Below are 25,355 nucleotides of genomic sequence, written 5' to 3'. Positions count from 1 at the left end.
GTCCCGGAGTCGCGCCCGACGTCCGACGCGGGGCTCGCGAACGGGTGCCTGACCGGCCGGCGCGCGTCACGGTACTAGCATCGCCCCATGACTATTCGTAGCGCGACGGCTCAGTGGCAGGGCACCATCCTCGAGGGCGCCGGCACCATCCGCACCGGCAAGGGCGGCCTGGAGGGTGCCTATTCGTTCAAGTCCCGGTTCGAGGAGGGCGAGGGCACCAACCCCGAGGAACTGATCGGCGCGGCGCTCGCGGGCTGCTTCTCGATGGCCCTGGCCAAGGGCCTGGGCGACGCGGGCTTCCCGGCGACCTCGGTGGACAGCACGGCCAAGGTGCACCTGGTCCAGGTCGAGGGTGCCCCGACGGTGACCCGAATCGACCTGGAGAGCACCGTCGTGGCCGCCGGGATCGACAAGTCGGAGTTCCTCGAGATCGCAGATGTCACCAAGCAGAACTGCCCGATCTCCAGGCTGCTTTCGCCGGGTACCGAGATCACCCTGACGGCTTCGCTGGCCTGAACCGGCCGACCCGGCCGCGGTACGGACGGCGTCGAGGGCATCGGCGATCGCGCGGTCTACACCATGACCGCACGCGTGCACGCCGACTCCCTCGACGCCGCCGTCCGAGCGGCGATCCACACTCGCTCCCGCAAGGGGTCGACCGGTTACGGTCCGGGCCGGCCCGCGGTGCGCGGATCGGTTCAGTCGTCTTGCGCGGGCAAGGGCTTCCGGGCCGACAGGTATGCGTGCTGTGTGGGTCGTACGCCCTCGCCGGGATCGGGCTCGCGGATCATCTGCGCGTGCATGGTCAAACCCGCATCGGTCACCAGGCCGGCGATCCGCTCCGGTCGGCGGCGGTGGAAGTCGAGGGATACCGCTCGGCCGAACGCCTCGGTCAGCCGCAGCGGTTCGTCGCCGACCTGGAAGGCCAGCAGGAGCCGGCCGCCGGGTGCCAGGACACGGTGGAACTCGGCGAACACGCCCGGCAGCTGCTCCACCGGAACGTGGATGATCGAGTACCACGCCACCAAGCCGGCGAGGGAGCCGTCCGGCAGGTCCAGGTCCGTCATCGAGCCGACCTCGAAGCGCAGGTCCGGGTGCTCGCGGCGGGCCACCGCGATCATCCCCGGCGACAGGTCGATCCCGAACACGTCCAGCCCGAGCTCGCGCAGGTGCGCGGTGATCCGACCGGTCCCGCACCCGACGTCGGCCACGGATCCGGTTCCGGCGTGGGCCGAGCCGACGAATTCGGCGAAGGCGGCGAGTTGGGCCCGGTCCAGTGGCTTGTTCGCGAGATCCGTCCGGGCGTATTCGGTGTACTCGGTGGCGACAGCGTCGTAGGACGTCCGGGTGGCCTGCAGGAAGTCGGGTTCAATCACGATCGGGCACCCTATCGCCGGCCACCGACAACGCACGGGCACGCGTGCGTCCGAGCGGCGGCGTGCTCCTGCCGATGGCGACCCCATCCGGCCACGGGAAGGTGGGCGCGGGGCGGCGGTCACATCGCGGGGCCGGCGTCCGTCAACGGGATGGAGTTCCGTCCACGGCCGACCGCTTCGGCACCGAGACGGAGGTTTCCCGGGCCCGGGGCCCGAGTTCGGGGCCCGGACGAAGGAAGCCGGGCCCCTCACCGGCTCCGCCCGTTCCCGACGACCACAACGCTCGACAAGCGAGGATCCCGTGCGCGGCAAGGTCTTCCGACACGACATGACGATGATGTTCGCGATCCACGACGCGCTGCGCCGCGATCTGGAACGACTTGCCCGGGTCGCCGCGCGTACGGATGACGACCCGTGGCACATCCTGCGGGTCGGCACCGGATGGGACCTGTTCCGCCGGTACCTGCGGGTGCACCTGGGAGCCGAGGACGACCTGCTGTGGCCGGTGCTGCGCAAGGCGCTGGCCGACCGGCCGGACGAGTTGGGCGTGATCGCGGTGATGGAGGCCGAACACGCCACGTTCGAACCGCTGTTGGATGCCATCGACGCGGCGCTCGCCGACCGCGATACGGGAAGTCTGCGGCTCGGTGACCTGCTCGACGGACTGGTCAGCGGGCTGCGCGGGCATCTCGGGCACGAGGAGGACGAGGCGCTGCCGTTGATCGACGCGGTGGTCTCCGCCGAGCAGATGCGCCGCTTCGGCGCCGAACACGGCCGACGGGTCGGCTCCGGTACGTGCCGCTACCTGCCGTGGCTGCTCGATCACGCGAGCGCCGAGAGTACCGCGATCATCCTCGGCCAACTGCCGGACTCTGTGCGTCCGACGTATCTGAACCTGTGGCAACCGGCGTACGACGCGCAGGATCCGTGGGGCACCCGAGGCAGCCGGCCCACCGTCCGCCGCACGCGTGGGACGTGACGAGGTCGGGATCGCCGGCCCGGGCCCCCGGTGTCGGCGGCCGTGGATAACCTGCCGCGATGGGTAAGACCGTGATGTACCTGGAGATGACCTCGCTCGACGACCTCCGGCCCTCCCGCCCCGGTCCGGCGCTCGCGCTGCGCCGTGTCGACCTCGCCACGCCCCTGGTGCACGACCTGCTGGCCCGAGTCGGCGCACCGTACGGCTGGCGCAGCGCATCCCGAACCGAGCACGAGTGGGCGGAACTTCACGCCACGCGCCCGTTGTTGCAAGCCTGGCTGATCACGCACGCCGGCCGGACCGCGGGCATCGGCAATCTGGAGCCCCAGCCCGGCGGAAACGTGGAGGTGGTCACGTTCGGCCTGCTTCCCGAATACGTCGGCACCGGCCTGGGCGGCTGCGCACTGACCCTGCTGCTCCGCCAGGCCTGGCACACCGCCCCCTACGCGAACACCGAGCCGGTCCGCCGAGTCTGGCTGCACACCTCCTCCGAGGACCACCCCAATGCCCTGGTCAACTATCGCGCCCGGGGCCTGCGGCCCTACGGGATGGAAGCCCGCGGATAGGACCTGTCCGGCGCATCCCGGCGGGTCGCGCCGGCTGCCGTTCGCCCTTCGGGCTCCTCGCTGCGCTCGTCTCGGCGCACCGGAGAAACCGCCGAACAGAACCACTACGCGGCCGCTTCGCCGGCACCACCGGCCACGGCACGGGACGGCGCGGCCCCATCCACCAGGATCCGCCGGACGGGCCCTGGCTCTCGCGTCAGCCGAGAAGAGGCGAGCCGACCCGGTCGCACCGGGTGATCAGCAGGCGAAAGGGTCGGTGGGGTCGGTGGCGTCGCTGGGGTGGGCGGCGTTGCCGGGGCCGGCGATGCGCGAGGCGGGAGCGGCTGTCGCGTTCGGCGCGCTACCCGCGACCGCCGTCGGCTCGACCGGCGGGGCGATCTCCGCGGCCTGCTCGCGCTGGGCGCGCAGCTTGGCCGAGACCGCGTCGGTCCGGGCCCGCAGGACGCGGATTCGCTCGGCCGCCGCCGCGTCGCCGGCGCCGCCTTCGGGTACGGCCGCGACCACCTCGACGCCGTGGGCGCGCGCGGTGGCCACCAGACTGTCCTCGACGGCGGCCTGCCGGGCCAACAGGGCGGTGGCGAACAGGCCGGCGCGCAGCGTCTTCTCCCGGCCGAGCAAGCCGCGGTAGGTGATTTCGCAGGCCACCTCCGCGCTGTCCAGGCGGCGGTCGTCGGCCTGTTCCAGCGACGCGAGGACCACCGTGAGCAGGCCCTCCACCACCTTGCCGACCGCCCACTTGCGGCCGGGCAACGGCGGCAGCACGTCGCGAATCCGGTCCACTTCGGTATCGAGTGCGGCCGTGGTCATCGAGGCGAACGCGTCGTGCAGGGTGAGCCGGACCACCTTCTCCCACGGGATGTCCTCCCCGTCGAAGCCGACCGTCTCCGGGCCGAAGCGCACCGCGCCCAGGCCGTCGAGCAGCCGCAGCGGTCGCGCGGTCATCGCAGGCATCTTCGGATGCCGACACACCAGCGCGCCCAACGAGAACTCCCAGGCCACGGTGGCGGGCGCGGCCGGCGCGGGCAGGGCGTCCAACGTCCCGTGCACCCAGTCCCCCGACGCGACCCGGGCCCGACCGGCGCCGATCCGACCTCCCACGGCCGCGCGCCCCGACGCCGCCGCGGCCCCCACCGCCCCACTGATGCCCCGCAGTTGATCCCGTATCGCCACGTCCCCAAACCCCCTCGCCGCACACCGCGTCGTGTCACTCGTCGTGCCACCCCGTCATGATCACTCTAGAGCCGGTGTCGACGCCCCATGCGGCGCAGGCGCCACCGATCGACCGAGACGGCCGGACCGAACGCCGGCACCACCGGACACCGGCACCACGGGCCGCCGCGCCCCCGCCCGCGCCCCGGCGCTCCCGGCGGGCCGTCGCCCGGAGCCCGCGCCGGCGTGGCGCAATGGGCACCGTGGCGCAACCGGAAGCCGTCATGGCGCAGCGTGTGCCCGTCGCCGCGAGTATCCGGACCGGCCCGACGCCCGTCGGCATTCAGCCGCTCGCCTGCCTCCTCCGCAACACCCGTACCTCCTGGCCCAGATGCGGATGGCGCATCTATGACGTCGAGACATCTCGCAACGGCGCCATCAATGTGCCACCATGGCGTCATGGATCTCACACCGTACGTCGACAATCTTCGGAACGAGCTCGCGGTCGCCGCGAATGCGGGCGGTGGCGAGGCGCGCGAGCTGGCCGAGCGCCTCACCGCCCCGCTGGAATCGGCCACCCGGCTCGTTCTGCTCAGTGCGCTGTCCGCCGCCATGGCCGAGGTCACCGGCGACCTCGCCCCCGGATCGGTCGAGCTTCGACTGCGCGGGCTCGACCCCGAGTTCGTGGTGACGGCGCCGCCGGCCCCGGAGGTCTACGCGAGACCCGACCGGCCGGAAGGCGCGCCGAGTGTGCCCACACCGACGTCGTTCGCGGCGCCGGCGGACGGCGACGAGGGCGGCATGGCACGGATCAACTTCCGGCTGCCCGCCCACCTCAAGTCCCGAGTCGAGGCCGCCGCAGCGCGCGAGAGCCTGTCGGTCAACGCCTGGCTGGTACGCGCCGCCACCGGCGCGCTGGCACCCGATCCCGCCCGCAACGGCGCATCCGACCCCACCAGCCGACATCGGGGCCGCCAGGGCTACACCGGCTGGGTCCGCTGACCGGCACAACGCACGGCGCCACACCACCGCCCCGCGCCACCGCATACGCGGACACGGACACGGACACAACACACGCGCCTCCGCCACGCACCTCCACCACGCAAGCATCGCCCCCGCAGACGTCGCGCAAGCACCGCTGTCCACGCATCGCACACGGCACCGACCCCCGACACCGCACCGGACTTCCGGCCGGCCCCGCCCACCCGGCCGGCGTGCCAACGGGAGCCCACAGCCGAGAGGAACGCACCACGATGCCCAGGTTCGACACCCCGAAGCCGATTTCCGCCACCCTCGAATTCGACATCGGTTCGGTCCGGATCAGCGCGAGCGACCGCACCGACACGGTGGTCGAGGTAGTGCCCGGCAACAGCGCGGACGAGATCGACGTGCGTGCCGCACAACAGACCACGGTCACCTGCTCCGGTGGCAGATTGCTGATCAACGGGCCCAAGAAGCGCTCGCTGTTCGGCAAGAACGGCTCCGTCGAGATCTCCGTCGAACTGCCCGCGGGCTCCGACGTGCGGGCCGCCACGCCCATGGCGGACTTCACCTGTTCGGGCCCGCTGGGCGACTGCCGGCTCAAGACCTCGGTCGGCACCATCCGCATGGACGAGGCCCGGGCCCTGTACGCCAGGACCGACCACGGCGACATCCGGGTGGCCCGCACCACCGGGGACGCCGAGATCATCGCGGCGGGCCGGATCGAGATCGGCACCGTCACCGGCGCGGCGACGATCAGGAACACCAACGGCGAAACCACCGTCGGCGAGGTCGGGGGCGACCTGCGGGCCAACTCCTCCAACGGCCGGATCACCGTCGGCGTCGCGCACGCCGACGTCGACGCCAAGTGCGCCCACGGCGCGATCCGGATCGACGAGGTGGCCCGCGGCCAGGTCCATCTCCACACCGGCGTCGGCGACCTGGAGGTCGGCATCCGCAAGGCCACCGCAGCCTGGCTGGACGTGCAGACCCGGATGGGCAGCGTACGCAACTCGCTCGGCGCGACCGAGAGTCCCGAGGAGTCCGAGGAGTCCGTCGAGGTCCGCGCCCGGACCTCCTTCGGCCACATTCTGATCCGGCGTGCCTGAGTTCGGCGCGCGGCCCGGCCGAGACCGCAGAGCCACGATCGAAGGGGTCCCCCTGCCATGACCACGACTTCCGCGGCCGGCAGCCGCTCGGCCGCGATCAGCGCCGTCGGCTTGGCCAAGTCGTACGGCGACAAGGTGGTGCTGGACGGCATCGACCTGCACATCCCCGAGGGCACCGTTTTCGCCCTCCTCGGTCCCAGCGGCGCGGGCAAGACCACCACCCTGCAGATCCTGTCCACGCTCGTCGGCGCCGACGCCGGCCGCGTACACGTGGCCGGCCACGACCTCGCCCGTGAGGCCGACGCGGTACGCCGGGCGATCGGTGTCACCGGCCAGTTCGCCGCCGTGGACAACCTGCTCACCACCCGGGAGAACCTGATCCTGATGGCGGACCTGCGTCATCTGGGCCGGGTGGAGGGCCGCCGCCGGGCCGACGAACTGCTGGCCCGATTCGACCTCACCGAGGCCGCCTCCAAAGCCGTCGTCACCCTCTCCGGCGACATGCGCCGCAGGCTCGACCTGGCGATGACCCTGATCGGCGACCCCCGAGTGATCTTCCTCGACGAGCCCACCACGGGCCTGGACCCGCGCAGCCGCCGAGTCATCTGGAACATCATCCGCGAACTGGTCGCCGAGCAGGGCGTGACCGTCCTGCTCACCACCCGATATCTGGAGGAGGCGGACCGACTCGCCGACCGGATCGCGGTCCTGGACTACGGCCGGCTCGTCGCCGAGGGTACCGCCGCCGAGCTCAAGCGCCGCGTTCCCGGCGCGCACATCCGGGTCAGGTTCAACAACCCCCACCACCTCGACGTGGCCGCCGACCTCTTCCGCGCCACCACCTGCGACGACGAGACACTCACCCTCGACATCCCCGGCGACGACAGCATCCCGACGCTGCGCACCCTCCTCGACACACTCGACGACGCGGCCATCCGCGCCGAGTCGCTCACCGTGCACACTCCCGACCTCGACGATGTCTTCCTCGCCCTCACCGGCAGAGCCCACGCCGACCGCGCTCCCGGCGCCGGCCGGCCGTGGCCGAACCGGCGGAACCCGCGATGAGCACGATGGGCTCGTCAGAAGTATCGGCTTCGCATCGACCAACCACGATGAAGCCGAGCGGTACTCGAAATGAGCCTCTGACCTGGTACTTGCATGGCGAGCTGCATGGCAGACTGCATGGTGTGCTGCATGGCAATGTGCATGGCATGTCGTTACGGGATCTGCAACGAATCATGTTCCGTCCCCACGCTCACACATCCCGACGCTCGACCGACCACGCGGCAACCGCCAGCGCGACCGCGAGCCAGACCACGCACACCACACACGCCGCCGCCGTCGAAGGACGGGACGGATCCACCGGCCCGGTGGTGCTGCTCAGTGCCTGGAAGGCCGGTTGCAGGGTGCCGCGCTCGACCGCGTCGCCGGCCGCCTCGGTGAGCATCGGGGCGACGAAGAACAGCCCGAACAGCGCGGCGATCGCCCCCGCCGAATGCCGCACGATGGTGCCCAGCGCGAGCCCGATCACCGCGAGCACGCTCACGAACGCGCCGGTGGCCGTCACCGCACGCAGCACGTGCGGGTCGCCCAGGCTCACATTCAGGTGCTTGTCGGCCAGGATCCCCTGACCCATGAAGAAGGTCGCGAACGCGATCACCTCGCCCGCCACGAAGGTCGCGGCGCCGGTGACCGCGACCTTGGCCGCGAACACCCGGCGCCGCCGAGGCACCGCGGTGTACGTGGTCGCGATCAGCCCCGATCCGTACTCCGAGCCGCCGACCAGTGCCCCGAGCGTGCCCAGCGCGAGCACGACCACGTAGTAGCCGCCGCTGAAGCCGAAACGGACCGGGTCGAACGCGGCCTGCCGCTCGGCCGACAACCCGTCCCAGTCGGCGACCAGATTGCCCAGGTCGAACGCGCCGAGCCCGAGTGCCGCGACCGCGGAGATCACGGCGGTGTAATACATGGAGCGAAGGGTCCGCAGCTTGATCCACTCGGCCGCGAGCACCCCGCGTGGCAGCGAGAACCACCTCACGCGCCCGCCCCCTTGCCGACGGCGCCCGCCCCACCCACCGGGTGCACCGCCCGGTGGACCGCCTCGTCCTCGGTGATCCGCAGGTACGCCTCCTCCAACGAGCCCTGTCGGGCCGCGAGTTCGTGGATCACCAGGCCGTGCGCGGCGGCCAGCTCGCCGATCCGGACGAACGCCAGGTCGGTAACCGCGAGGGCGCCGTCCGCCTCCGCGGTCACCGACGCCCCGTGCTCGGTCAACAGCCGGGCCAACCGCGCACCGTGCGGCGAGCGCACCAGCACGTCACCGCGCGAGCCGGTCCGGACGAACTCGGCCATGTCGGTGTCCACGATCACCCGGCCCCGACCGAGCACGATCACGTGGTCGGCGGTCAGCGCCATCTCGCTCATCAGATGGCTGGAGACGAACACCGTGCGTCCCTCGGCCGCCAGTTCGCGCATGAGCGTGCGGATCCAGCGCACCCCGTCCGGATCGAGCCCGTTGACCGGCTCGTCGAGCAGCAACACCCGCGGCTCGCCGAGCAGTGCGGCCGCGATCCCGAGCCGCTGCTTCATGCCCAGCGAGAAGCCGCCCACCCGCCGCCGGGCCACCTCGCACAAACCCGTCCGTTCCAGCACCTCCTCGACCCGGGTGCGCGGGATGTCGTTGCTCGCGGCGATGCTCGCCAAGTGGTGGTACGCGCCACGCCCACCCGACATCGCACCCGCGTCCAGGAGCGCGCCCACCCGGCGCAGCGGCCGGTCGAACGAGCGGTACGGCCGTCCCTCGATCCAGGCGTGGCCGGCGCTGGGCGCGGCCAGTCCCAGAATCATCCGCATGGTGGTCGACTTGCCCGCGCCGTTCGGGCCGAGGAAGCCGGTCACCCGCCCCGGTTCGACGGTGAACGTCAGATCGTCCACGACGACCCGCGCGCCGTATCTCTTGGTGAGTCCGTGCACTTCGATCATCTTTGCCCCTTCCGCCCTTCTCCCGGATTCGCTGCGGCGAACGCGACCACGTCGATGCCGCGTCGCCGGCGATACGTCCTCCACCGTGTCGGGTCGCCGGCGCGCCGTCGTCGGACCGTGGCCGGAGTGCGCGGTCCGGATCGGCGTTCGGGTACGACCGTGGTCGTAGGTCTCCCGGGCGATGAGCGAAACCGGCGTCCTGCCTACTCTCGGTGGCATGAATTCGGAGCCGTTGCGCCCGTTGACCAAGAGGTTGCGCACCCGGCACTGGGTCGCGTTGGACGTGTTCGCGGCCTTGGTGGGAATGTGGGTCGCCGCGCTGCGTGTGCTGGACGCCTCCCACGACTACGACCCGCATCGGCGCGGCTACCCTGATCCGACCTCGACCCAGCTGACCGTCGCACTGCTCGCGATCGGCGCGCTCGGCGTGGCGCTGATGCTGCGTCGCACGCGGCCGGCGCTCGCGATCGGCGTCCTGGTCGCGACGTGGGCGGTGGTGGTGTGCGTGGCCGGGGAGACGGCGATCGCCCTCGCGCTGGGCGGGCCGTTCGTGGTGCTGGTGTCGATGGCCGCGGTGTACAGCGCGGCGGTGACGTACTCGCCGCGGGGCGGTCTCGCGGTGCTCGCGGTCGGGATCTTCGGCGGCGGGCAGTGGTGGTTGGCGGGTTCGGCCGATGTGCGCCGCAACGCGTGGCTCGCGCTGCTGTTCACGGGCACCGCGTGGGCGGTGGGCTACGCGGTCGGGCGACACCGCGCATACGCCGCGGCACTGCGCGAGCACCACGCCGAGTTGGTCCGATCCGAATTCGCCGAGGAACGGCTTCGGCTGGCCCGCGAGGTGCACGACGTGATCGCGCACAGCCTGGGTGTGGTGAACGTCCAGGCCGGATACGGCGGCTTCGTCCTCGATCAGCGGCCCGAGCAGGCGCGGGAGGCGCTCGCGGCGATCCACCGGATCAGCGGCGAGACGATCCGCGAGATGCGCGGCCTGCTCGGGGTGTTGCGCGCGGACGGCCCGGCCGACCGGCTGCCCGCGCCTGGCCTGGCCGATCTGCCCGCCCTGCTGGAGCGCACCGCCGAGGCGGGCCTGCACGTGGACCTGAGCGTCTCGGGCGGCGTTCGCGAACTGCCCGCCGGGATCGAGTTGTCCGCGTACCGGATCGTCCAGGAGGCGCTGACCAATATCGGCCGGCACGCGCACACCGGGTCCGGTCGGGTCCGGGTCGACTATCGCGCGGACGCGTTGGCGATCGAGATCACCGATGAGGGGGTGGGCCTGGGTCCCGCGTTCGCGGGCGCCGAGTCGGCCGAGTCGTATGATCCGCCGTACGGGCACGGGTTGGCCGGGATGCGCGAACGAGTCGGGCTGTACGACGGGGAGTTCAGTGCGGGGCCGCTGCCCGGGCGGGGATTTCGGGTGGCCGCCGTGCTGCCGTTGAGTGAGCGGGTCGGATGAGCGTGCGGGTGCTGGTCGCGGACGACCAGACGCTGGTCCGTGCGGGCTTTCGCGGCATCATCGACATGGCGCCGGGCTTCACCGTGGTCGGCGAGGCGGCCACCGGTCTGGCCGCGGTGGAGTCGGCCCGTCGGGAGCGGCCCGACGTGGTGCTGATGGACATTCGCATGCCGGGCATGGACGGCCTGGAGGCGACCCGGCTGATCACCGGTGCGAGCGGTCCGCCGGGGGTGCCGGGGGTGCGGGTGTTGATCCTGACCATGTTCGATCTGGACGAGCACATCTACGCGGCGCTGCGCAACGGGGCCAGCGGCTTCCTGCTCAAGGACACCGCGCCCGAGGACCTGCTCGATGCGATCCGGGTGGTCGCGGCCGGCGAGGCACTGCTGGCGCCGAGCGTGACCCGGCGGCTGATCGCCGAGTTCGCCCGCCGCCCGGAGGTGCCCGGCGCGCGGGCCGCCGCAGCGCCCGTACCGGAACCGCCGCAGCCCGCCGCGTTGCGGGCGATCACCGCGCGCGAACGCGAGGTGTTGGTACTGATCGCGGCCGGTCGCACCAATGCCGAGATCGCCCGGACCCTGCACATCACCGAGGGCACCACCAAGACGCACGTGGGCCACCTGCTCGCCAAGCTCGGCGCGCGCGATCGCGTGCACCTGGTGATCATCGCGTACCGCGCGGGGCTGGGCCCCGGGTAGACAAGTGCGGGCAAGTTGCCTGCCCATCGATGGTGGACGGTGGGTCGGCCCGATCCCGACGGTGCGCCGGCCCCCAAGGTGAGCGCGCACGCCGCTCGGCATCGCCGCTCCACCGCACCTCCGCACCTCCGCACCTCCGCGTGACGAACTGGTGGCAACCGGGCAAGGTGAGCGGGCGCGCGGCGGCTCGGAGCGGGCACGGGCGGTGGGGGCACGGGCGGTGGGACGGTAGGGTCCCGGCGTGTGAGTGATCTATACGAGTTGACCGTTGACGTGGCGTTGCGCGCCGGGCGGCTCTCGGGTCCGGAAGTGGCCGAGTTGCGGTGGCATGTGGGGCTCGCGGACGGGGCGGTTCCGGAGGCGGGCGGTCGACGCATCGTGGCCGCCTTCCCGGTGGTCGTGGTGGACGACCTCGGGGTGCCGACGGTGCTGGACGATCCGCATCCCGTGTTGGGCGGCCCGGACGGGATCGCGCTGCGGATCGGTGGCGAGTCGGCCACCGGTTTGGCACCGATCGCCGGCGGCGGTTGGGCGCTGACCGTGCGTCGGGAGCTGCATCCCGACCAATTCGACGAGGTCGGCGAGCTGTTGGTCTGGTTGGCCGCGCGGGTCGAGGACGCACACACGGGTCCGGACGGCTCGGTCGTACTCGGCCGATTGCGCTTCATCGAGGACACCGAGGCCCGCCCGCTGGCCTTTCGGGACGGTCGGGTGCAGTGGCCCGACCGGGAGGCGGGGTAGGCCGCTCACCAGGTCTGCGAGACGGCCGTCGTCCGTCGGGTTCGCGGCCCGGTCAGGCCCAGCGGGCCGGGGCGGTCCCGCGGTGCCAGGCGGTGACCGCGCCGGCGTCGGTCGGTTCCACGTCGGCCGGCAGGTCCGCCGGGTCGAGCCAGGCCAGCCGGGCGCACTGGTCGGGTTCGGCGTTGACCGGGTCCCCCGACCAGGCGGTGGTGTGGAAGTACCAGCCGATCACCGGCGCGCCGGTGTCGCCGAGCACCTGGGCCACATACGCCGTGCGCAGGTCCGCCGTGGCGACATCGGTGGCGATCTCCTCCTTGGTCTCCCGGGCGCACGCCTCGATGAGAAGTTCGCCCGGGTCGGCCAGGCCGCCCGGCAGGGCGAGCAGGCCGTCGGCGAAGCCGGTGTCCTTGCGTTCCATGAACAGCACCGCGCCGTCCGCGCGTTCGAGGATGATGGCGGCATAGGCGATGGCGTTGTGGCGATGGTCGCTCAAGTGTCGCTCTCCCCATGGTCGATCCGGGTGCTTCGGGCGTCGCTCCCGGCTGCGCGGCGATGTCGGCGCCCGGCACGCGTCGAACCTCGAAACCGGCCCGCGCGCCGGGACCCACACCTCCGCCCGGACCAACGACGGGCCATGGAGGGACGTCACGCCCGAACCGTCGGAAGCACGTTCGCCACGGCCCCGGCACCGACGCGCAACCACCATCGCCACCGGATCCTCACGCACACCGTGGCGAGCACGCGCCGCCCGAGCTTGTCCGCCTCGCGGATCGCGCCTGTCTCGTGGCACAGCCGCACCCCGTTGTTCGGCATCTACGAAGCGGTACCGGTGAGGATCGTCCCGTCGTCCGGCCGCAACGAGGCGGCGGCTTGCACGAGTTCTCGACCGACGCCGACGCCGGCCACTCTCCCCTCGCCCATCCGCCGCCAACGGCCCGATGCCGGCGCCGCGTCCTCGTCCGGGCTTGCCTCGTCGTGTGTGTCATCGTCCGCGGATGCCGCGCCTGCGGCGCCCTCGTCCGCGGTTTCCTCGCCTGCCGATTCCTCGCCTGCCGATTCCTCGTTCGCCGTGTCTCGTCGGTCACGCGATCACACGGTCACGATGCGTTCGACCGCGGCGCTGACGAGTTGTTCGCGCTCGGCTTCCGAGAACACCCCGGGAAGGGTGAGTTGTTCGACGATGAGCCAGTTGAAGGCCAGGTACAGCAGGCGGACGGCGGTCGCGTCGCCGGGCAACCCGGACTCGTCGAGGTAGGCGACGTTGGCCTCCACGTCGGCGCGGACGCGCTCGGTCAGCACCGCCCGCAACTCCGGTCGCCGGGTGGCTTCCAGACGCAGTTCGAGCAGTGCGAGATAGCCGGTCCGGAAGGCGCTGACCCGGCCGACCACCTCGCGCATCAGCGCCGTGTACGTCTCCTTGTCCGGCGTGCCCGCCCGCTGCCGCGCGATCATCGCGTCGTCGGGCCGAAGCCGTTCGTAGACCCGGGCGCCCGCCTGGGTGAGCAGGTCGTCGCGGCTCGCGAAGTAGTTGGAGGCGGTACCGGGCGGCACCGCGGCCTCGACGTCCACCGCCCGAAAGGTCAGCCCGCGAGCGCCCTCCTTGGCCAGCACCTCGATGGCGGCATCCACGAGCGCCGCCCTGCGCTCGGCGTTCCTGCGAACCATTGACACCACTCCGGCTGTAGTACGACATCAGACCACTACAGTGTGGCCGCTTTGGCGTTGCCCTGCCCGACAGCACGACGCGGATACGTGGAGAGGGTTTTCGACCCCGCTCGGTTCACCGTCCCGTCCCGGATCGCGCGTCGTTCCCGACGACGTCACTCACGTGGTTCACGGCACGACGCCAGGACACCGGCCCGCCTCGGCGGGTTCGGGCATGGTGACGATACGGTCCTGCCATGCTCGAATCACCCGAAGACGACGCGTCCACAACCTCGGCGGGCGCCGCGTCCGCGCCGCCGGAGCACGGACCGGGGCCGGTGACCGCCGACGATCTGGATCGGGCCGTGCAACTCGCGGTGGCAGCGCTGCGGGGCGTGCCGGCCACGGCGTGGGAGGCGAAGGCCGGCCCGCTGGAATGGGACCGCTGGGAGACGGTCGAGCACCTGAGCGACGACCTCTTCGCATACGCCGCCCAATTGGGCCCCAGGGTCCCGCCGATGTCGGGCGAGGTGCCGTTCGTCTGGGCGAGTCGGCGGCCGGGCGGCCCGGCCAACGCGATCCACGCGAACCACGCGGCGGGCCCGGACGGGCTGTTGCAGGTGTTGGAGGCGAGCGGCGCGCTGCTGGTCGCCATGGTGCGGATGAGGCCGTCGAGCGTACGCGCCCACCACGGCTTCGGCGCCGCCGATCCCGAGGGCTTCGCCGCGATGGGCATCGTGGAGACGCTCGTCCACACCCACGACCTGGCCGAGGGCCTGGGGGTGACCTGGACCCCGCCCGCCGACCTGTGCGCACGAGTACTCGCCCGGCTCTTCCCGGACGTCCCGCAGGACACCGACCCCTGGCCCACGATGTTGTGGGCCACCGGTCGCGCGGACCTGCCGGGCCACGAGCGACGCACGACCTGGCGCTGGTATGGGGAACCTCGCGCATAGCGTGCTCGGGGCGGCGGGCGAGTCGGGTCCCGGCCGGGTCGGGTGCGGCCGGGCGGGGTGGGACCTGGCCGGGTGGACTCGGCTGAGGCTGAGGCTGAGGCTGAGCCGGACCGGACCGGGCCGGGGTGAGGTCTGGTCGGGAGGGATGAGACCGGGCCGGCATCGCCTCGGGGCGGTCGTTGCCGTCCCCCGTTCGGGGGACAGGCGCACACCCGCGGGCGGACGCCGGCGGGCGGCTCCGCCGCGGAGGCTGGAATTCCTCGAGCTGAAAGGGGAGTTCCGGTGCGACGGTGGGATCGGGTGGGTCGGGGCGCGGCATACGGAGCGGCACTCTCGTTGACGCCCTATCCGGTGATCAAGGTGTCGTGGGTGATCGGTTCCCTGCTCGGCGTGCTGCCGGTCGGCTCGGGGTTCGGGTTGACCGAGTGGGTGGTGCTCAACACCGCGACGGTGGGCATGGCCGCGATCGGGATCGCCGTGGCACTTGCGCTGGTCCGCCCGTGGGGGATGCGGATTCCGGGCGCTCCGTTGGCATTCTGCGCGTGGGTCGGGACCGGATTTCTGGTGCCCGTTTTGCCGTATACGGTATCGAGTTCGTTGGCGGCGTCCTCGGGCGACGACCCGGAATCGGCCGCTGGCACGGGTGGAGGTGCGGGGGCGGACGACGCGTCCATGCCGGGTTGGGAGGCGGCCCTGATCCAGATCGGCTTCGTAGGGATGGGGTCGGGGTTGGCCCTCGCACTGCCCGCATATCTGTGTCGACGTTGGCCGGACGTATTCGCGGGGCGGGTCGGCGACGCGGTCCGCGATCGGATCACGCCCTTCGGATCGGGACTTCGGCGCATCCCCTGGTCGGCGGTCGGCGGCGCCGGGCTCGGAGCGGTGTGGCTGTACTGGGCGATCGGCGGCACGCTGGGCGTCGCACACCCGCAGGCACGCGACGCCGATTGGCGGATCCTGACCGGCATCTGGGGCGGCTGGGCACTCGTGGCGGCCGTCGCCACCGCGATGATCGGTTGTGGCCGACCCGGCCGGTTGTTGCGGCGAGTTCCGGTCGCTCTGGGTTGGATCGGGTCCGGTTCGTTGTTCGCCTGGAGCGGGTGGAAACTGCCGCTCACGCTGTACGTGGCGCAGGCAAGCCCGGCGGGCACCACGTTGCCGGAGAACCTCACCTGCGCGGCGATTCTGCACGTGATCGCGGTGGCGGTGGGAATCGCGATGGTGCGCGTCCTGGTCCGGGGTCGGGGCCCCGGACCGGGATCGGAATCCGAGCGATCGAGATCGAGATCGGGGCCGGAGCCTGGTCCGGGGCCGGAATCGGAACCCCGGCCGGGGTCGAGAGCACCTCTGCGCCGGTTGGCGCGATGGCGGCGACGGCGGCCGATGGCCGAGGTCGGTGGTGTCACCCGCTGAAGCGGACGTGGTCGGGCTCGGTCGGCGGAAGGAGGGTGGCACCGGGCCGGGCCGGGGTCACCGGGCCGTCTCGGGTGTGAGGATGAACTCGCGGATGACCTGAGCGAGTTCGGCAGGCTGATCGAGTGGAATGAGGGTGTAGCTGTCCCCGATCTCGACCAGCCGCCCCCATGGGAGGAGTTCGGCCAGGCGGCGACCGTGGTCGGGCGGCATGACCCGGTCCTCGCTCGCCCAGACCACCAGGCCCGGACGGTCGAAGCCGGGCAACATTTCGGCTGTGGCGAGCAGGATGTCGGTGTCCGCTGCCGCCGCGCGCAACATCCGTACGGTGTCGCGACGGATCTCGGCCCGGGTCAGGATCGGAGCGAGCCAGCGGGCGGTTGCGGCGTCGCCGCGTTTGGTCAGCCACCCGAACGCGATCCGGAGGCGACGGACCGGCCGAAGCCGCATCTGCTGCATGAACAGCCCGAACAGCCGGGGCGAGAGCTTCCCGGTGAGCAGGAGCGTCTTGCCGGTCAGGCCCGGCGGAAAGTTGTCGAACGCGTCGCACGAGGCCAGTACGACCCGGCCGACCCGTGCGGCCTCGGTGTCGCACATCAGCAATTGCACGAGCGCGCCGCCGGTGTCGTTGCCGACGAGTGTGACGTCGTCCAGGTCGAGGCGGTCGAGGAACTCCGCGACCAGCCGGGCGATTCCGGGCAACGACAGGTCGGCCTCGGCGCGCATCGCGCGCCGATGTGCGCCGAACGGCAACGTCGGTGCCACGCAGCGGTGTTCGGCGGACAGGACGGCGATCGACTCATCCCACAACGAGGCGTCCATCAGCAGCCCGTGCAACAGCACGACCGTGGGGCCGGTGCCTCCGGTGTCCCGGTACTCGATCGTCCCGGCGGACAACTCGATCTCGCGCATGGTCATCGTCCTCAACCCCGCGGGTCGGTGGAGGCCGAGGCGGAGCCGGCGGCAGCAGCGGCGGGGGCGGCGAGAGCCGGGGTGGTAGGGACGCCAGCGGCCGGGTGCTCCGAGTTGGGCGCAGGTTCGTTCGGCACAGGTTCGTTCGCCGCGCGTTCCGCCGGCACGCCCTGCACCGGCGCACACGCCTTCGGCGTAGCCTCCAGCAAGTGCCGCCTCAGAAAAGACAGTTCGACCTCGACCACCTGCTCGTGTGCGGTCGTGAAGGGTGCGTAGTGCCCGCCGGGCACCCGAAGCAGTTCGGCACGCGGTGCCCGATTCGCCACGGCCACGGCCGGTTCGGCGAGCGCGGTCCGATCCTGATCACACACCACGACCAGGAGCGGGCAGTGTACCCGCGAGGCATCCCGGCCGGGCCGGTACCAGCCGAGGGCAAGCGTCGATCGGGCGGCGACGCTCTGCTGCCACTCCGGATGGATGTTCTCCGGATTCAGGACGCGGTCCGTCTCCTGGGCATCCGGCGTGGCGAGCAGCGCGACCGTGCCGCGCTCTCCGGCGAGCGGTACGAGCAGCGGCGGGCGTCCGACCGCGCCGCCGAGCGCGTCCAGGACTCCGCGACCGGTGAGGCGCAGCAGCGCGAGGGGCGTCTGGTAGCGCGCGGCGTTGCGCAGGACGGCCGGGCCGTCCACGTTCGGCGTCTGCGCGACCACCGCCGCAAGGCGCGCCGTGCGCGCCGCGACACGCAGGACATGGCCGCCGGAAACGGAGAACGCCCAACCGGCGAGCCGGGCCGGGTCGACACCGGGCAACGTCCGGGCGAACTCGATCGCGGCCTGCCAGTCGGCGAGTTGCCCACCGATCGGAGCCACCTGGCGCGGTTGCCCGTCGCTTTCGCCGAGTCCGCGGTAGTCGAAGGCCAGTACGGCGAACCCGGCTTCGTGGAACCGCTTCGCGAACAAATCGGTGCCCGGTTCCTTGGTCACCGCGAAGCCGCCGGCCATGATCACGCAGCCGCCGTTGCCTCCCGGGTAGTGCCAGGCGGCACACCGTGTCCCACCGCTGACGAAGTGCACTTTCTCGCGTTCCCTGGACATTGGCACACCGACCTCCGAGTGGACGACGCTTCATCCCACACAAAAAGTGAACCACGCGGTTCGCAAACTGTCCACGGCACCCCGCCGGACGGGTGGCTCACGGACGCGCGCTCAGCCGGTTGCGACAAGGTCCAACCGCATGGCGCAAGGTCCCACTCATCGCCGCGAGTCGGCCGCCTGCGCCACCATCCGGCCGGGGGCGGGCCTGTGGAGACGGCAGGAAGACTTCGCCTCTATGGTGGACCGATGGCATCGACCAAGCAGTTCCAAGTCACCTTCGACTGCGCGGAACCCGAGCGCGTCGCTCGTTTCTGGTGCGAGGTGTTGGGGTACGTCCTACCGCCGCCACCCAAGGGGTTTGCCACCTGGGGCGATTTCGATCGCGCGCTGCCGCCCGAGCGCCAGGGTTCGGCGTTCGCGTGCATGGATCCCTCGGGTGTGGGCCCGCGACTGTTCTTCCAGCGGGTTCCCGAAGGCAAGGTGGTCAAGAACCGGGTGCATCTCGACGTGCGGGTCGGCACCGGGCTCGTGGGGGAAGAGCGCTTGGCCGCGCTCGAGGCCGAATGCGCACGACTGGTCGCGCTCGGCGCGATACGCGTGCAACTGCTGACTGCCGACGCCGACAACGAGTCGTGCCTCGTCATGCGGGACGTCGAGGGCAACGAGTTCTGTCTCGACTGAGTGGCCGCCGGACTGTGCGGTTCGCCATGTGCGCACGCCGCACTGCCAGTCGAACCGAAAGGTGATATCTGATGCTGAACTACGGCCTTGACATGTCCGGTTCGGAGCGCGATGTCGCTCTGCCCGACCTGGTGGCCGAAGGAGACGAACTCGACGCCCTGGTCTCGGCGCAGGCCGACTGGACCAGGCCCACACCGGCAGCGGGCTGGACGATCGCCCACCAGATCGCTCATCTTGCTTCGGCCGATGCGAACGTTCTCATCGCCACACGAACCCCGAATGCGTTCGACGCCGTACTGAAGCAGGTGGAGGCCGCGGGCAGCCGATATGCCGATCTCGACGCCGCAGCGGGAGCCGCCAAACCGCGATCGGTTCTGCTGGAACAATGGCGCGCCGGTCGAACCGAGGTGGCGGCGGCGCTGCGTGACGCACCGCAGGATCGTGGGTTTCCCTGGTACGGCTCTCAGGTGACCGCTGCGCTCATGGCACCGCTTCGACTGATGGAAGTGTGGGCCCACGGGCAGGACATCTTCGATGCACTGGGTGTCCCACGCCGCCCGACGAGCCGGCTCCGGCATGTGGCCTTCCTGGGAGTGATAGGACGAGAGCTGTCGTTCCATGCCGCCCGACTACCCGCTCCGGCAGAGCCGTTCCGTGTCGAATTGACCGGTCCCGACGGCCGAACCTGGACATGGGGCCCGGAGGATGCGATGCAACGGGTACAGGGCAGTGCCCTCGACTTCTGCCTCCGCGTCACCCAACGCCGGTCCCCAGCCGAAACCGACCTCACGGCGGTCGGCGAGGACGCGCAGAAGTGGCTGGACAACGCACGCGTTTTCCTCTGACCCCCGGACCGTGCCCGCCGGCGGGCCGAACCGGCACGGGCAGCCCGACGAAACCCGGCCCCGACCGCCGGCACGGTGTGTACAGGCACTACGCGTCGGCGGCCTCCTCGCGCTCCAGGGCTCGGGTCAGGGCGTCGAACCCGGCGGCCACCCCCTCCATGTCGCCGCTGGTCCGTGCGTCCACCAGGAAGCCCCGCAGCACCGCGAGGATCATCTCGGCGACTTCGAGCCTGCGTCGGTCCGACCAGTGCTCGGGGCAGATGGCCAGCAGCGTGGGCAGGTACTGCTGGGACGCGCCGCGACCGAGTTCCGCGTAGCGGTCGGGGTCGTACATCGCCAGGCCGATGGCCTGGTCCAGGACCCGGGCCTCCTCGCCGACCAGGACGGGCCAGACCGCGCGCACCCATTCGCCCAGTGACAACCGGGTCGACCCGCCGCCGGCAGCGGCCGACGACTTGCCTATCCGCCGGTCGCGCAGTTGCAGGATCGCCTGCTTGAGCAGGTCGTCGGCGCCGTCGAAGTGGTAGAGGAGCACCTTGTGCGTGGTCCCCGCCGCCCGCGCGGCCCGACGCAACGAGAAGTCGACGAGGCCGTTGACCGCAAGGTCCTCGGTGACCCGATCGAGCAGCTCACGCCGTCGCGCCTCACCACGCGGCGACCCCGCCGAGCGCCGGTACCCGGCCTGCGCCGAGCCCCCGTCACCGGAGGCGCTCACTTCACCAACACCCATGAACGAACGTCCTTACCTGATCGGGATGCCGAGGATGCCGAAGACGACGAGGATGCCGGACGAATACGATTCGACCGAGCCGGGCACCCCGAGCGCGTCGACCCCGCCGCACCTGCGCGACCGCGTCGAGCGCATCGACCGTGTGGCATGCATCGACTCCCGTACCCACGTCGCATACACGGTCCGACCCTAGCTTCCGCCCCGACCGCCGGTCGGCACCGGCAGCACGCCCGAGCGCTCCCGCCCCCACCACTCATCCCGTCGGCCGTTCATCGCCATCAGGACCGGCCGAGCCACCGGCACCCAGATCGCCACACGGCCCATCTCCGGGAGTCGCCAGAGGAGTTGCCTCCGTGTAGGCCAGGAGCGCGCGCAACGCCGCGGCGTCGGACTGGATGCCGTCCTCCTCCTGGTGGTCGTGTTCGAGGTGGGCGAACGCCGGTGCGCGTTCCGGTGTCGGCTCGTCGCGGTGACGTGGGATCAGGTGTGCGTGCAGATGCGGGATGTCGTTCTCCAGCAGCGACACGTTGAGTGTGGGTACCGGCCGATAATGCGCCTCGATCGCGCGTCCGGCCGAGGTCACCTCGGCCATGAAGCCCGCGAGTTGGCGGGCGGACAGCGCGGTCAATCGAGCAACGTGTCCACCCGTCCAGACAACCACGACGTAGCCGCGCACCCGACCGGCGCGCCACAGATACGCGTTGCCGTACACACCGCGCTTGAGCAACACCCCCCAGCCGATGTCGGGCGCGGTGAAATCCTTGTCGCACATCGAGCAGGCCACGCCGGCTGCGGGTTCCGCGTACCGCTGCGGCCAGGTGGACGCGATCGGTGGGCGGGATCCGGGCACCTGGGAACCACACACGACGGCCTCCGACTCGAACGGGGACAAGAGCCTGCTTGCGGCTGCAAACGTTCGGTTGAAGAAACGATCGCCGCCGGATGCACGTCACGCCCCGATCCGGCCTGTGACCCGCCCGCAGCACGTCTGGGACACAGTCGCGACGGACCCCGCCCGGCGTACTCGCGCCGGCGTGGCGGCACTTCCGGCGGCACCCGGCGCGCACCCGAACGCGGACCACCAGGGGATGGGGCGGGCGCCCGGCCGGCCGGGATTAGGCTCACCAACCCGAGGAGTGCACCCACCACCACCCACCCCGACCGAAAGCGAGCCGTCATGACCACCGAACGCCCCGAGCCGCCCCTGATCGCCGACGAGCGCGAGATGATCCGCGGCTACCTCGACTACCACCGGGCGACGCTCGCCATGAAGTGTGACGACCTCTCCGACGAAGACCTGCGTCGGCAGTCGATGCCGCCCTCGACGCTCTGCCTGCTCGGCCTGGTCCGACACATGGCCGAGGTGGAGCGGAACTGGTTCCGGCGGGTGATCAACGGTGAGGACATCCCGCTCGTATGGTCGGACCAAGGCGACTTCCAGGTGGCCTACGACGCGAGCACGTCCACCCGAGCCGAGGCGTTCGCCGCCTGGGAGGCCGAGATCGAGCACTCGCGCCGGATCGAGGCCGCCGCCGAATCCCTCGACGTGACCGGCCACAACGCCAAATGGGACGAGGACGTGTCGCTGCGCCTGGTCATGTTGCACCTGATCCACGAGTACGCCCGGCACAACGGCCACGCCGACTTCCTCCGCGAGGGCATCGACGGGACGGTCGGCGCCTGACCCACCCGCCGGCCGCGACATCGACCGTCGCGGCCGGCCCGCTCGTCATGTCCGCGCCGACCACGGCGGCGGCGGATCCGAGCCGACGGGCCCGGATTCCGACCGCCGCCGAGTCGTACCCGGCCGCCGCAATCGGGGGGACCATCCACGCCGAGCAGGGGACCATCCACGCCATCTCCCGGATCTGTATTGCGCTTGACCGTCCGGATATGCTCCGCCCGTGATCGACTACACGGTTTCCTCGCACATGGCACGCGTTGTGCGAGATGCCGCGCTCCGGGCCGGGGTGGCCCACACCGAACTCGCGCATCTGCCGGGACTGGAACCGGAGACACTGGCGGATCCGCTGCTGCGTGTACCCACCGCCAGCCTGATCCGCATCTGGGAACTGATCGCGCGCAGCGGCCCGGCCGGTGCGGGCGTCCGGGCCGCCGAAACGGCCGCGCGGGGGCGGCTGCACGTGTGGGACTACCTGTTCACCACGGCCGGTACGTTCGCCGAAGGCTGCCGCGACGCCGCCCGCTACCTGCCGATCATGACGGACCCGGGCGTCGAGATGACGGTGCTCGAGGAGGACCGGCGACTGACCATCAACTACGGCATCGCGCTCTACTCGCCGGCAGCGGTGACCGCGATCGACGAGTTCGCGATGGCGCTCATGCTCAGGCGGGCCCGAGACGCACGCGGACCGGCGGTGGTCCCCGTCCACGTCGCCCTCGCGCACGAGGCCCCGAAGAGCCATCGGCACCTGATCGAGGCGTTCGGCACCCGATCCATCGACTTCGGCACCCGGACGAACTCGATGACCTTCCTCGACCTGGACACCGAGCCGCCGCGTCCGCCCGGCCCGGACGACGAACTCGGCGTGATCCTGCGCCGATACGCGGACAACATGTTGGAGAACTCCCGCCCCGCATCGGGCTGGCACGGCAGATTCCGCTCGGTGGTCGCCCACGCCCTGGGCGAGGAGCTCAGCCTCGAACTGGTCGCCCAACGCATGGCGATGAGCCCGCGCACCCTCCAACGGCGGCTCAACGACCTGGAGACCACCTGGCGCGACGAAATCGAATCCGTTCGCCACGAACGCGCCGGCACCCTCCTGCGCGAAACCGACCTGCCGGTCCAATCCATAGCCGGCCGCCTCGGCTACACCGACGCCCGCGCCCTACGCCGCGCCTTCCACCGCTGGACCGGCCAAACCCCCGACGCCTACCGCCGCGCCACAACCCTTCCTTCCTAGACCCGCCACGAGAGTCAACGTCGCCGCGGGGCGATCACCGAAGCCACCCGAAGCCCCTACAGGCGACCGAACCGCGAGAATCGCCCCAAGCGCCGTCGCCACCCACCGCGGCACCCGGCCAACGGCCGCCATGTCACCCGCGGCTCGTAGGGTCGACCGCCATGGCGTCACTCGGCACCGACCACCCCGTGGCAGCTCGCCCCGCACCGCTCCCCCGCACCTACCTGGTCTGGCTCGCCGCCACCCAGGCCTCGCTCCTGGGCGACGCCGCCCTGTACTTCGCCCTCGGCTGGGCCGCCACCGCCCACGGCGGCAGCACCGCGGCCCTGGTGCTCACCGCCGTGATGCTGCCGCGCGCCTTGTTCCTGCTGCTCGGCGGCGCGGTAGGCGACCGGTTCGGCGCGCGCCGCGTACTGATCTTCGGCGACGCCGCGATGCTCGTGACCACGCTCGGACTGGCCGTCGCCACCTACCGATTCGGCACACCCGTCTGGCTGCTCGTCACGATCGCCGCGCTGATCGGCGTGGTCGACGCATTCCATCTACCGGCCACCGGCTCGATGCCGCGCCGATTGGTCGGCTCGGCGCAACTCCCCCGGGCCTTGGCCCTGCGCCAGGCCGGTGGTCAGGTCGCCGCGCTGCTCGGTGCGCCGTTGGGGGCGGTGCTGATCGCCTCCGCCGGAGCGCCCGGCGCGGCCCTGCTCGATGCCGGAACGTTCGCGATCGTCCTGGTCGTACTGGTCTGCGTCCGGCCCGCCTTCGAGGTCGAACGAGCCCCTCGGGACGAGCGCCTGGTGACCGGTGCCGTCGCCGGCGTCAAGCTCGCGTTCGCCGATCCGATCCTGCGGCCCGCGCTGCTGCTGACCGCCGTCGCGGCCGGGTTCCTGCTGCCGGTGGTGTCGCTGTTGAACCCGCTGCTGACACGTCGGAACGGGTGGGACGCGGGGGCCGCCGGGCTGGTGGCCGGCGGCCAGAGCCTCGGGATGATCGCGGTGGCGTTGCTCATCACCCGCCGAGGCCAGGTACGCCGCACCGGCGTGGGCGCGGCCCTGGGCCTGTGCGTCGCCGCCGTCGGGATCGCCGGAATGGCCCTCGCCCCGACCGTCGCCGTCGCGGTGATCGCGGGCGTCGTCCTCGGCGGCGGTTCCGGGGTGTTCGCCTGCCACATCGGCCCGTTGGTCCTGACCGGCGTACCGGACACCCACCTGTCCCGGATGCAGACACTGCTCACCCTCGTCCAGAGCGTGGCGCTGCTTCCGGCCAACAACGTCCTGGGCGCACTCGCCGACGGCACCGGCCCGACGACCGCGACCGCACTGTGCGCCGCCGCGATCGGCGCCGCGGGCGTCGCGGGCCTGCTCAACAGCCCGATGCGCCGGGTACTACGGCCGGAGTAGGGGACACGCGGCCGGGGTTGGAACGAAGCGCGGCGGAAATATGGGGACGCACGAACGGAACGATTGCGGCCCATCGCACCCGGGCACTCCTCCGCGCAGCGGGCGAACGCCGGCGGATCACGCCTCGGCCGCCGCGTCTGCGGCCATGTCGGAATGGGCCTCCGGGTCGGATTCCGCTTCCGGGACCGTTTGCACGTCCGTTTCCGTCTCCGTCTCCGCCCAGTTGATCGCGTAGTGCTTGAGGCCGGCGTCCTCCTTGGTCAGCCGCATGCCGACCGCCGTCATCACGTGTTGGGAGGCGACGTTGTCGTGCGCGGTGTCGCCCTGTACGCGGATGGCGCCCGCCTCCCGGGCGAAGCGCAGGAGTTCGCGCAGGGCCTCGGTCGCGTAGCCGTGGCCCCGCGCCGCCGGGATCAGCCCGTAACCGATGGTGACCGTGCCGCTCGCGTCGGGCGCTCCGTGAAAGCCGAGCCCACCGATGGCCCGACCGTCGGCGCGACGGCGAATCTCATAATTGCCGAACGGGCCCGGATCGCCGCTGCTCGCGCACGTCTCCAGGAACCGCCGACCTCCGACCACGTCGCCCGGCGTGGGGTAACCGGGCGCCCAGTGCGCGTCGTCGGCCGGCGTACCGATCACCACCCGCTCCGTCTCCGCGACGGTCAGTGGATGCAGTACGAGCCGTGTGGTTTCAAGGTCTCCCATGAGAGCCTGGAGTATCA

The 25,355-nt window shown here is 71.6% G+C and carries 27 protein-coding genes; 16 read left to right on the top strand and 11 right to left on the bottom strand.

All coding sequences use genetic code 11. The annotated features are described in order from the left end of the window. Positions 1 to 87: 87 nt before the first annotated feature. A complete protein-coding gene (locus A3IC_RS0133445) occupies positions 88 to 516 on the top strand; it encodes an OsmC family peroxiredoxin (RefSeq protein WP_020554442.1) in 429 nt (142 codons plus the stop codon). Positions 517 to 698: 182 nt separating this feature from the next. On the opposite strand, the gene A3IC_RS0133440 is transcribed toward A3IC_RS0133445, so the two are convergent. Beyond that, complete coding sequence (locus A3IC_RS0133440) at positions 699 to 1,376, bottom strand: class I SAM-dependent methyltransferase (RefSeq protein WP_020554441.1); 678 nt, start codon at positions 1,374 to 1,376, stop codon at positions 699 to 701. Positions 1,377 to 1,677: 301 nt separating this feature from the next. Here A3IC_RS0133440 and A3IC_RS0133435 point away from each other — a divergent pair, with 301 nt between their 5' ends. Further along, positions 1,678 to 2,355: a hemerythrin domain-containing protein gene (locus tag A3IC_RS0133435; protein ID WP_020554440.1), complete on the top strand. Its 678-nt coding sequence runs from the start codon at positions 1,678 to 1,680 to the stop codon at positions 2,353 to 2,355. A 59-nt stretch (positions 2,356 to 2,414) separates the two neighbouring features. Next, the gene (locus A3IC_RS0133430; protein WP_020554439.1) at positions 2,415 to 2,921 is read left to right on the top strand and encodes a GNAT family N-acetyltransferase; all 507 of its coding nucleotides are present in this window, start codon (positions 2,415 to 2,417) and stop codon (positions 2,919 to 2,921) included. Positions 2,922 to 3,158: 237 nt separating this feature from the next. Here A3IC_RS0133430 and A3IC_RS0133425 read toward each other — a convergent pair whose 3' ends face one another. Continuing rightward, complete coding sequence (locus A3IC_RS0133425; RefSeq protein ID WP_020554438.1) at positions 3,159 to 4,091, bottom strand: hypothetical protein; 933 nt, start codon at positions 4,089 to 4,091, stop codon at positions 3,159 to 3,161. A 438-nt stretch (positions 4,092 to 4,529) separates the two neighbouring features. On the opposite strand from A3IC_RS0133425, the gene A3IC_RS0133420 reads away from it, so the two are divergent. The 3 genes from A3IC_RS0133420 to A3IC_RS0133410 all read left to right on the top strand — a co-directional run bounded on the left by A3IC_RS0133420 (position 4,530) and on the right by A3IC_RS0133410 (position 7,225). Continuing rightward, on the top strand, positions 4,530 to 5,072 hold the full coding sequence (locus tag A3IC_RS0133420; protein ID WP_020554437.1) for a hypothetical protein: 543 nt from the start codon (positions 4,530 to 4,532) through the stop codon (positions 5,070 to 5,072). Positions 5,073 to 5,323: 251 nt separating this feature from the next. Continuing rightward, the gene (locus A3IC_RS0133415) at positions 5,324 to 6,160 is read left to right on the top strand and encodes a DUF4097 family beta strand repeat-containing protein (protein ID WP_020554436.1); all 837 of its coding nucleotides are present in this window, start codon (positions 5,324 to 5,326) and stop codon (positions 6,158 to 6,160) included. Positions 6,161 to 6,217: 57 nt separating this feature from the next. Continuing rightward, complete coding sequence (locus A3IC_RS0133410) at positions 6,218 to 7,225, top strand: ATP-binding cassette domain-containing protein (RefSeq protein ID WP_020554435.1); 1,008 nt, start codon at positions 6,218 to 6,220, stop codon at positions 7,223 to 7,225. 190 nt (positions 7,226 to 7,415) lie between these two features. Here the strand turns inward: A3IC_RS0133410 and A3IC_RS57990 are convergent, their stop codons facing one another. Beyond that, positions 7,416 to 8,198 (bottom strand): ABC transporter permease subunit, encoded by a 783-nt coding sequence (locus tag A3IC_RS57990; protein ID WP_020554434.1) that lies wholly within the window; start codon positions 8,196 to 8,198, stop codon positions 7,416 to 7,418. After that, the gene (locus A3IC_RS0133400; RefSeq protein ID WP_026219046.1) at positions 8,195 to 9,142 is read right to left on the bottom strand and encodes an ABC transporter ATP-binding protein; all 948 of its coding nucleotides are present in this window, start codon (positions 9,140 to 9,142) and stop codon (positions 8,195 to 8,197) included. The genes A3IC_RS57990 and A3IC_RS0133400 overlap by 4 nt, the downstream gene beginning before the upstream one ends. Positions 9,143 to 9,359: 217 nt before the next feature. On the opposite strand from A3IC_RS0133400, the gene A3IC_RS0133395 reads away from it, so the two are divergent. The 3 genes from A3IC_RS0133395 to A3IC_RS0133385 all read left to right on the top strand — a co-directional run bounded on the left by A3IC_RS0133395 (position 9,360) and on the right by A3IC_RS0133385 (position 12,037). Then, positions 9,360 to 10,598, top strand: a complete 1,239-nt coding sequence (locus A3IC_RS0133395) for a sensor histidine kinase (RefSeq protein WP_020554432.1) — start codon at positions 9,360 to 9,362, stop codon at positions 10,596 to 10,598. Further along, a complete protein-coding gene (locus A3IC_RS0133390; RefSeq protein ID WP_020554431.1) occupies positions 10,595 to 11,296 on the top strand; it encodes a response regulator in 702 nt (233 codons plus the stop codon). Before A3IC_RS0133395 ends, A3IC_RS0133390 begins: the two co-directional genes overlap by 4 nt. Positions 11,297 to 11,539: 243 nt before the next feature. Continuing rightward, positions 11,540 to 12,037, top strand: coding sequence for a hypothetical protein (locus A3IC_RS0133385; RefSeq protein ID WP_026219045.1), 498 nt, complete (start codon positions 11,540 to 11,542; stop codon positions 12,035 to 12,037). A gap of 52 nt (positions 12,038 to 12,089) precedes the next feature. Here the strand turns inward: A3IC_RS0133385 and A3IC_RS57985 are convergent, their stop codons facing one another. Together A3IC_RS57985 and A3IC_RS0133365 are read right to left on the bottom strand one after the other, a co-directional pair. Continuing rightward, the gene (locus tag A3IC_RS57985) at positions 12,090 to 12,530 is read right to left on the bottom strand and encodes an NUDIX domain-containing protein (RefSeq protein WP_020554429.1); all 441 of its coding nucleotides are present in this window, start codon (positions 12,528 to 12,530) and stop codon (positions 12,090 to 12,092) included. A 596-nt stretch (positions 12,531 to 13,126) separates the two neighbouring features. Further along, positions 13,127 to 13,702: a TetR/AcrR family transcriptional regulator gene (locus A3IC_RS0133365; protein WP_020554426.1), complete on the bottom strand. Its 576-nt coding sequence runs from the start codon at positions 13,700 to 13,702 to the stop codon at positions 13,127 to 13,129. Between the two features lie 236 nt (positions 13,703 to 13,938). Here A3IC_RS0133365 and A3IC_RS0133360 point away from each other — a divergent pair, with 236 nt between their 5' ends. Together A3IC_RS0133360 and A3IC_RS0133355 are read left to right on the top strand one after the other, a co-directional pair. Beyond that, the gene (locus A3IC_RS0133360) at positions 13,939 to 14,637 is read left to right on the top strand and encodes a hypothetical protein (RefSeq protein ID WP_020554425.1); all 699 of its coding nucleotides are present in this window, start codon (positions 13,939 to 13,941) and stop codon (positions 14,635 to 14,637) included. Positions 14,638 to 14,919: 282 nt separating this feature from the next. Then, the gene (locus A3IC_RS0133355; RefSeq protein ID WP_020554424.1) at positions 14,920 to 16,050 is read left to right on the top strand and encodes a hypothetical protein; all 1,131 of its coding nucleotides are present in this window, start codon (positions 14,920 to 14,922) and stop codon (positions 16,048 to 16,050) included. Positions 16,051 to 16,107: 57 nt separating this feature from the next. Here A3IC_RS0133355 and A3IC_RS0133350 read toward each other — a convergent pair whose 3' ends face one another. Continuing rightward, entirely contained in the window at positions 16,108 to 16,968 is an 861-nt protein-coding gene (locus tag A3IC_RS0133350; protein WP_020554423.1) for an alpha/beta fold hydrolase, read from the bottom strand. 5 nt (positions 16,969 to 16,973) lie between these two features. Further along, on the bottom strand, positions 16,974 to 18,056 hold the full coding sequence (locus tag A3IC_RS57980; RefSeq protein WP_020554422.1) for an alpha/beta hydrolase: 1,083 nt from the start codon (positions 18,054 to 18,056) through the stop codon (positions 16,974 to 16,976). Between the two features lie 246 nt (positions 18,057 to 18,302). Between A3IC_RS57980 and A3IC_RS0133340 the strand changes: the two genes are divergently transcribed. Together A3IC_RS0133340 and A3IC_RS0133335 are read left to right on the top strand one after the other, a co-directional pair. After that, a complete protein-coding gene (locus A3IC_RS0133340; protein WP_020554421.1) occupies positions 18,303 to 18,737 on the top strand; it encodes a VOC family protein in 435 nt (144 codons plus the stop codon). A 71-nt stretch (positions 18,738 to 18,808) separates the two neighbouring features. Further along, a complete protein-coding gene (locus tag A3IC_RS0133335) occupies positions 18,809 to 19,582 on the top strand; it encodes a TIGR03084 family metal-binding protein (protein ID WP_020554420.1) in 774 nt (257 codons plus the stop codon). Between the two features lie 88 nt (positions 19,583 to 19,670). On the opposite strand, the gene A3IC_RS0133330 is transcribed toward A3IC_RS0133335, so the two are convergent. Together A3IC_RS0133330 and A3IC_RS62985 are read right to left on the bottom strand one after the other, a co-directional pair. Next, on the bottom strand, positions 19,671 to 20,312 hold the full coding sequence (locus A3IC_RS0133330) for a TetR/AcrR family transcriptional regulator (RefSeq protein WP_052173922.1): 642 nt from the start codon (positions 20,310 to 20,312) through the stop codon (positions 19,671 to 19,673). Between the two features lie 253 nt (positions 20,313 to 20,565). Beyond that, positions 20,566 to 21,162: an HIT family protein gene (locus tag A3IC_RS62985; RefSeq protein WP_158696197.1), complete on the bottom strand. Its 597-nt coding sequence runs from the start codon at positions 21,160 to 21,162 to the stop codon at positions 20,566 to 20,568. 327 nt (positions 21,163 to 21,489) lie between these two features. Between A3IC_RS62985 and A3IC_RS0133315 the strand changes: the two genes are divergently transcribed. From A3IC_RS0133315 to A3IC_RS0133300, 3 genes are all read left to right on the top strand, one after another. Next, on the top strand, positions 21,490 to 21,996 hold the full coding sequence (locus A3IC_RS0133315; protein WP_020554416.1) for a DinB family protein: 507 nt from the start codon (positions 21,490 to 21,492) through the stop codon (positions 21,994 to 21,996). A 220-nt stretch (positions 21,997 to 22,216) separates the two neighbouring features. Beyond that, positions 22,217 to 23,236, top strand: coding sequence for an AraC family transcriptional regulator (locus A3IC_RS57970; RefSeq protein WP_052173921.1), 1,020 nt, complete (start codon positions 22,217 to 22,219; stop codon positions 23,234 to 23,236). Positions 23,237 to 23,397: 161 nt separating this feature from the next. Next, complete coding sequence (locus A3IC_RS0133300) at positions 23,398 to 24,633, top strand: MFS transporter (RefSeq protein WP_020554413.1); 1,236 nt, start codon at positions 23,398 to 23,400, stop codon at positions 24,631 to 24,633. Between the two features lie 117 nt (positions 24,634 to 24,750). Here A3IC_RS0133300 and A3IC_RS0133295 read toward each other — a convergent pair whose 3' ends face one another. Then, the gene (locus tag A3IC_RS0133295) at positions 24,751 to 25,338 is read right to left on the bottom strand and encodes a GNAT family N-acetyltransferase (RefSeq protein ID WP_020554412.1); all 588 of its coding nucleotides are present in this window, start codon (positions 25,336 to 25,338) and stop codon (positions 24,751 to 24,753) included. Positions 25,339 to 25,355 lie beyond the last annotated feature (17 nt).

Source organism: Embleya scabrispora DSM 41855 (assembly GCF_000372745.1).
GTDB lineage: Bacteria > Actinomycetota > Actinomycetes > Streptomycetales > Streptomycetaceae > Embleya > Embleya scabrispora.
This window is presented reverse-complemented; position numbering and strand designations above follow the sequence as displayed.